We start from the raw sequence: 7,555 nt of genomic DNA, 5'->3' as shown, positions 1-7,555 counted from the left end.
AAAGAGAGAACAAATTATTAAGGGATGGCATAAAGCAGTTGAAAGATCTCAAGGTTGGGAAAAATAACTGATTAAACTATATTATACTATGGATGAACTTCTATGAATTGCTATAGAAGTTCATCTTATATTATTATAATAAGGATAAATATTTAAAGGGGATAAATGAGCATGAAATTAAAAAAATTTAGCATTTCTTGCGGCGGCTTTATATTGTTAAATTTAATTTTATATTTTTGTATTTTTCACAATATTCTATATTTTATAATATCGCTTTTGGGGGACATAGCTATATTTGCTATATCTATTAAACTTTTTAGTAAAAGTTTAGATTTTAATGCTACCATTTGTAATAATATACCATATAATAAAGATATTGGAGTCGATGATGGGATAAAAGAGGAATTACTTTCTGCATCAGAAGCTATTGGCTTCAATGTACAGCAATTATTATGGGTTGCAGATAAAAATACTTCTATTTTTAACAAATCTTATGATATATCTCATAAGGTAGAGAATTATAGCCAGCAAAATGCAGCAGCTGCAGAAGAAATAAATGCTAGTATTAATGAATTTGTATCATTTTCTAGAGATTTAAATAAGAGCGTTGAAGATATACGGAACTATTCATTAAGGTCTGTAGAAATGTTAGAAAAAAATAGAGATACTATAGAAGGTATAAGCGTTTTTTTAGAAGAGCTTGCAAAAGAAGTTAGCAATGCTTCTAAAAGCAATGAAGAATTCATAGAATCTTCTAATAATATATATAAAGTAGTGGATTATATAAAACAAATATCTAATCAGACCAATCTATTATCTTTAAATGCAGCTATTGAAGCTGCAAGAGCAGGAGAAGTAGGACGAGGGTTTGCAGTTGTGGCAAATGAAATAAAGAAGCTTTCAGAACAGACTCATGTTCATATTTCACAGATAGAAGAGATAGTTGACGATACATCTGAAAAGGTAGTATACTCAAATAAAGCAATAGAAAAATGTAATGAAAAGATAAATGAAGTAGAAGAAATAGTAAACCAGTCGACTAATGCCATTGATGAGATAAAAGTCATTGTAGAACATATCAATAATTCTATAAAAAATTTACAGTCTATGTCTTCTCAGGTATTATATACATCCACGGAAATCGAAGCGGCAGTTGAAGGTATGTCAAAAGCTATAGAAGATACTCATAAACTATCCTATGAATCTATTGAAAGCATAAACTATCAAAAAACGAAAAATGAGGAAATAGCTTTACAGTTTAATCAATTGAGAGAGATATCGGAAAAACTTCAAAAAATATCAGTGAAATTAAAAAGAAGTGATGAAATAATCATTGGCATTAATCCATTTACATCTCCAGAAAATATAAAGAATATGTACGTACCTATATTAGAACATATATTTAAGTGTATAGGATATAAACCTAGAATTATAATTGTAAAGGACTACGATGCTTTAAGCAGCAGTATAAAGGAAGATATAATTGATCTAGGATGGTTTTCTCCATTTGCCTATGTGAATGCCCATGAAAAGGCAGGAGTACTGCCAATAGCTACTCCTAAAGTAAATGGAAAGGCATACTATAGAGGATATATAATCACTAGAAAAGACAGCAATATAAAAAATTTAAAAGACTTAAAAGGCAAGAATTTTGGATATGTAGATCAAAATAGTGCTTCTGGATACTTGTATGCTAAACATATGTTAAAATCTAACAACCTAAATCCTGAAAAAATTTTCAATAAAGTTTATTTTATGGGAAGTCATGATAATGTTATTAAAGCAGTTTTATCAGGAGAGATAGATGCAGGAGCTACTTATAGTGAAGCAATAGATAATGCAAGGATTAATGGATTAAAGGTTGAGGAGCTTGTTATAATTAAAGAAACAGAAGATATACCTAAGGATGCAATAGCCGTAAATCCAAGAATGCAGCCAGAACTTATAAATAAAGTTAAGGAAGCTTTTATAAATACTAAGGATCTAAAAATGTTTAAAACACCTATTGACGGATTCATAGAGAGCAGTGATGAGAAATATGATGTAATTAGAAACATATTATAGTTTATATAAGTTAGGCGGGGAGTATTGTGGGAAATCAGTTTTATCGTAGGTTACAGATAAATCCTATAATAGCAGCTATAAAGGATGAGCATCAACTGCAAAGGGCTATTGAATCTCCATGTGAAATTATCTTCGTTTTAAAATCGGATATATTTAACATAAGGTCCATTGTAGGTAAAATTAGGGCTTCAGGAAAAGGAGTATATATACATGTGGATTTGATAGAAGGACTTGCTAAGGATGCCTTAGCACTAAAGTATATACATGAAAATATAAATCCAGATGGAATAATTACAACTAAGACTAGTTTAGTAAGAGCATCAAAAAATCTTGATATATTTGTTATACAAAGATTTTTTGTATTAGACCACCTATCTTTAAATACTGGAATACATTCTATAGAATCCATAAAACCTAATGCAGTAGAGATATTGCCGGGTATAATGCCAAAGGTTACAAAGATATTTACTAATAAAACCAATGTGCCAGTCATAACTGGAGGACTTATAATGGATAAAGAAGACGTAATGAACAGCCTAAAATCAGGAGCCATTGCTATATCAACCAGCAAGGAAGAGATTTGGGATATGTAAAAAAAGCTGCGCATATTTCTTACATTCTGTACTAATATAGGAATTCTCCTCATATATATTAGTGTATAGAAAATGTATACATTATATACTAAAAGGCGGAGTAAATGAGAGCCACAATTTTAAGAGAATGAAATCTCTTAATTAATTGTGGCTCTTTTTTCTTTGATAACCAATTTCTTTAGATAACCAGTTCTAAAATTGAGGTGGAAAAATCCACTGAGATGAGGAACTACATTTATAAAAGGGGGTTAGTATATGTTTGATGTAACTATAATTGGAGCAGGAGTTGTAGGCTGCTCTATTGCTAGAGAACTTGCTAAATATGACTTGAAAGTTTGCGTAGTGGAAAAAGGGTCAGATGTGGCTGTAGGAACCACAAAAGCCAATAGCGCCATAATTCATGCAGGGTATGATGCTAAACCTGGTACTCTAAAGGGAATGTTAAATGCAAAAGGTAACGCTATGTTTGATAAATTAGCACAGGAACTTGACTTTCCATTTAAGAGAAATGGGTCTTTAGTTTTATGCTTTAATAAAGAAGAAATGCCTAATTTATTAGAGTTAAAAGAAAGAGGAGAAAAGAATGGAGTTCCGGATCTTGAAATAATATACAAAGAAAGAATATTAGAATTAGAACCAAACATAAATGATGATGTATATGCTGCACTATATGCACCTACAGGAGGGATTGTATGTCCATATGAGATGACCATTGCTCTTGCAGAAAATGCGGCTACAAATGGAGTTGAATTTAAACTTGAAACAGAAGTTGTAGGAATAAATAAGATAGATGATAAGTTTATAATTAAAACTTCTAAAGGAGAAATAGAAAGTAAGCTTGTAATAAACGCAGCAGGATTGTTCTCAGATGATATAAATAATATGGTAAGTAAAAATAAGATAAAGATAATGCCAAGAAGAGGGGAATACTGCTTATTTGATAAAGTGGTTGGCAATATGGCAAAGATGACATTGTTCCAATTACCAACCAAGCTTGGAAAAGGAATATTAGTAACCCCAACAGTAGATGGAAACTTGTTAATAGGACCAAATGCGGATGACATTGAGGATAAAAGAGATTTATCAAATACAAGAGAAGGATTGGATGACGTTATAGATAAGGCTAAAATAACCTTTAAAAATATCCCTATGAAATACCTTATAAAGTCTTTTGCAGGAAATAGAGCAAGGGGAAATACTGGAGACTTTATAATAGGAGAAGCAGAGGATGTAGAAGGATTTATAAATGCAGCAGGAATTGAATCTCCAGGGCTCTCAAGTTCACCTGCCATTGCAGAGATGATAGCAGGCATTGTTGTTGAAAAGTTACATCCAAGCAAAAATGAAAAGTTTAATCCAATAAGAAAAGGAATACCAAAGTTTAGGGATATGACTGAAGAAGAAAGAATAGAAGCAATAAAGAAAAATCCAAGGTATGGAAGAGTAGTGTGCAGATGTGAAACAGTTACAGAAGCAGAAATAGTAGAGGCTATAAGAAGACCTCTTGGTGCAAGAAACATAGATGCAGTTAAGAGAAGAACAAGGGCTGGTATGGGAAGATGTCAAAGTGGATTCTGCTCAAATAAGGTGCTTCATATTTTGGCAGAGGAACTAAACCTAAGTCCAGAGGATGTAACCTTATTTGGAGGAAAGTCTAACCTTCTTGTAGGTAAAAACAAAGAAATATAAACCATATTAATTTTTTGGAGGATAGAAAAATGAAAGAATATGATGTGGTAATAATAGGCGCTGGACCTGCAGGGCTTGCAGCAGCTGTAGGAGCTAAAGAAGAAGGCATAGACAATATACTAATATTAGAAAGAGATAATAAACTAGGAGGAATCTTAAATCAGTGTATTCATAACGGCTTTGGTCTTCATATTTTTAAAGAAGAGCTAACAGGACCAGAGTATGCTGCAAGATTTATAGATAAGATAAGGGATTTAAAAATAGAGCATAAATTGAATACCATGGTAATAGATATTAATAAAGACAAAGTTATAACAGCAGTAAATGAAGAGGACGGAATTTTAGAAATTAAGGCTAAGGCTATAATCTTAGCTATGGGATGTCGTGAAAGGCCAAGAGGAGCTATAGGTATTCCAGGGGATAGATGTGCTGGTATATATTGTGCAGGAACAGCTCAGAAATTTGTAAATATAGATGGATATATGCCAGGAAAAGAAGTAGTTGTTTTAGGCTCTGGTGATATAGGACTTATAATGGCAAGAAGAATGACTTTAGAGGGAGCAAAGGTTAAGGCTGTTGTAGAACTTATGCCTTATTCTAGTGGACTTAAGAGAAATATAGTTCAATGTCTAGATGATTATAATATTCCTTTAAAATTATCTCATACAGTTGTATCAATAAAAGGAAAGAATAGAGTTGAAGGGGTTACTATTGCAAAGGTTGATGAAAATAGAAAGCCTATAAAAGGGACAGAAGAATATATTCCTTGTGATACTCTATTGCTATCAGTAGGCTTAATTCCAGAAAATGAGCTTTCAAGGAAGGCGCAGGTTGAAATTTCTAATGTTACAGGGGGACCAGAAGTTAATGAAAGTCTCCAGACAAATATAGATGGAATTTTTGCTTGTGGAAATGTGCTTCACGTTCATGATTTAGTAGACAATGTTACTGAGGAAAGTATAAATGCTGGTAAAAATGCAGCAAGATATGTGAAAGGAAAATCTTTCGATGAAAAAGGAATAGAAGTTTTACCACTAGATGGAATAACTTATACAGTTCCAAAATATATTAATATAAACAATGTGGATAAGTTTGTTGACCTAAGATTCAGAGTAAATAACGTATATAAAGACAAATATATTTCTCTTTATTTTGATGGGGAAAGAACTATGCATATAAATAAGAAAATACTAACTCCTGGAGAAATGCAAACCTTAAAGCTTACAAAGAGTATGTTTGAAAATTATCCTGACTGTAAGAAAATCATAGTAAAGGTGGAAGGAGTGTAGTATTATGAGGGAAAATATAGAACTTACATGCATAGGATGCCCTATGGGGTGTGCTTTAGAAGTTACACTAGAAGATAAAAAGGTTATAGAGGTTAAAGGCAATAGCTGTGTTAAGGGTGTTGCTTATGCTGAGAAAGAATGTACTAATCCTACGAGAATAGTTACTTCAACTGTTGAAATAGAGAACGGAGAATTAGGTGTAGTTTCAGTAAAAACGAAGAAGGATATCCCTAAAGAGAAGATATATGAATGTATGAAAGCTCTTAAAGGGATAAAGGTAAAGGCACCTATAAATATAGGAGATGTAATTATAGAAAATGCAGTAGGAACTGGTGTAGATGTTATAGCAACAAAGAGTGTAAAGTGCGTAGATAAAGATGAATAATCTTGGCGGAGAGATGAGAGCCATTATTAGGAGAGAGAAATAAACTCTTTCTTGATAATGCTCTTTTTTACCCAAGTAAACGGTTTCGTTGTATTCATTTCATATTTATATAAGTATGAAATGATATATAAATTTTTAAGATTAAGGGGGAATTATTATGTCAAGTTATTTAGCGGAATTTTTAGGCACAATGATGTTAATTTTACTAGGAGATGGAGTATGTGCAGCAACATCTCTTAACAAAAGTAAAGCGCAGGGTGGAGGATGGATAGTAATAACTGTAGCATGGGCATGTGCAGTAGCAGTTCCAGCATGGATTTTTGGAGCAGCAAGTGGAGCTCACTTTAACCCAGCACTTACAATAGCATTAGCTGCAATTGGAAACTTTGCGTGGGCACAAGTTCCAGGATATATAATAGCTCAAATGTTAGGTGCTATAGTTGGAGCAGCATTAGTATGGATAGCATACTTACCACACTGGGAAGCTACAGAAGATAAGGCAACAAAGCTTGGAATATTTGCAACAGCACCAGCTATTAGGAATTCAGCAGCAAACCTTATTACAGAGATTGTAGGAACTTTCGTATTAGTATTTAGTATTTTAGGACTTGGTCAAGTTAAAATGGTAGATGGACTTGGAACATTAGCAGTAGGATTGGTAATATTAGTTATAGGTCTTGCATTAGGTGGACCTACAGGATATGCTATAAATCCAGCAAGAGATTTAGGACCGCGTATAGCTCATGCAATACTTCCAATAGCAGGAAAAGGAGATTCAGACTGGGGATATGCATGGATACCAGTAATAGGACCAATAATAGGTGCATTAATTGGGGCATTCTTATTTGTAGGTGTATTTTAATTAATTTTTAAATATTATATAAGTTAAGTTTTAAATGATTTTATGAATATAATAATTTAATTTTAAGGTTTAACTTAGGGGGAGTGTATTATGGAAAAATATATAATGGCCTTAGATCAAGGAACAACAAGTTCGAGATGCATAATATTCAATAAACAGGGTGAAATAATAAGTGTAGCACAAAAGGAATTTACTCAAATATATCCAAAAGCTGGATGGGTTGAACATGATCCTATGGAAATCTGGGGAACTCAAGCAGGAGTTGCGAAAGAAGCTTTAGAAAAAGCTGGGCTTGATGCAACAGATATTGCTGCATTAGGTATTACAAATCAGAGAGAAACTACAGTTGTATGGAATAAAAATACAGGAGTTCCTGTATACAATGCAATAGTATGGCAGTGCAGAAGAACAGCTTCAATTTGCGATGGATTAAGAGAAAAAGGTTTTGATAAAAACATAAAAGAAAAGACTGGACTAATTTTAGATGCATATTTCTCAGGAACAAAGGTTAAATGGATACTTGATAATGTTCCAGGAGCTAGAGAACAAGCTGAAAAGGGAGAATTACTTTTCGGTAATATAGATACATGGTTAATCTGGAATTTAACTAAGGGAAGAGTTCACGTTACAGATTATACAAATGCATCAAGAACAATGCTTTATAATATCCATG

General features: G+C 32.7%; 7 protein-coding genes. All 7 read left to right on the top strand.

Annotated elements, in window-relative coordinates:
* Positions 1 to 171 precede the first annotated feature (171 nt).
* The gene (phnD, locus tag CPAL_RS01525; protein WP_106023982.1) at positions 172 to 2,064 is read left to right on the top strand and encodes a phosphate/phosphite/phosphonate ABC transporter substrate-binding protein; all 1,893 of its coding nucleotides are present in this window, start codon (positions 172 to 174) and stop codon (positions 2,062 to 2,064) included.
* Positions 2,065 to 2,090: 26 nt separating this feature from the next.
* Complete coding sequence (locus tag CPAL_RS01520) at positions 2,091 to 2,657, top strand: glycerol-3-phosphate responsive antiterminator (RefSeq protein ID WP_061857665.1); 567 nt, start codon at positions 2,091 to 2,093, stop codon at positions 2,655 to 2,657.
* 255 nt (positions 2,658 to 2,912) lie between these two features.
* Positions 2,913 to 4,346 carry an NAD(P)/FAD-dependent oxidoreductase gene (locus tag CPAL_RS01515; protein WP_106023981.1) on the top strand — a complete coding sequence of 478 codons (1,434 nt, stop codon included), beginning with the start codon at positions 2,913 to 2,915 and terminating at the stop codon, positions 4,344 to 4,346.
* 29 nt (positions 4,347 to 4,375) lie between these two features.
* Complete coding sequence (locus CPAL_RS01510) at positions 4,376 to 5,635, top strand: NAD(P)/FAD-dependent oxidoreductase (RefSeq protein ID WP_106023980.1); 1,260 nt, start codon at positions 4,376 to 4,378, stop codon at positions 5,633 to 5,635.
* A 4-nt stretch (positions 5,636 to 5,639) separates the two neighbouring features.
* Entirely contained in the window at positions 5,640 to 6,020 is a 381-nt protein-coding gene (locus CPAL_RS01505; protein WP_106023979.1) for a DUF1667 domain-containing protein, read from the top strand.
* Between the two features lie 157 nt (positions 6,021 to 6,177).
* Positions 6,178 to 6,882 (top strand): MIP/aquaporin family protein, encoded by a 705-nt coding sequence (locus CPAL_RS01500; RefSeq protein WP_061857662.1) that lies wholly within the window; start codon positions 6,178 to 6,180, stop codon positions 6,880 to 6,882.
* A gap of 90 nt (positions 6,883 to 6,972) precedes the next feature.
* Positions 6,973 to 7,555 (top strand): FGGY family carbohydrate kinase (locus tag CPAL_RS01495; RefSeq protein ID WP_242976276.1); only part of this gene is annotated, 583 nt, incomplete at its 3' end.

Source organism: Clostridium thermopalmarium DSM 5974 (genome assembly GCF_002995795.1).
Taxonomy (GTDB): domain Bacteria; phylum Bacillota; class Clostridia; order Clostridiales; family Clostridiaceae; genus Clostridium_H; species Clostridium_H thermopalmarium.
This window is presented reverse-complemented; position numbering and strand designations above follow the sequence as displayed.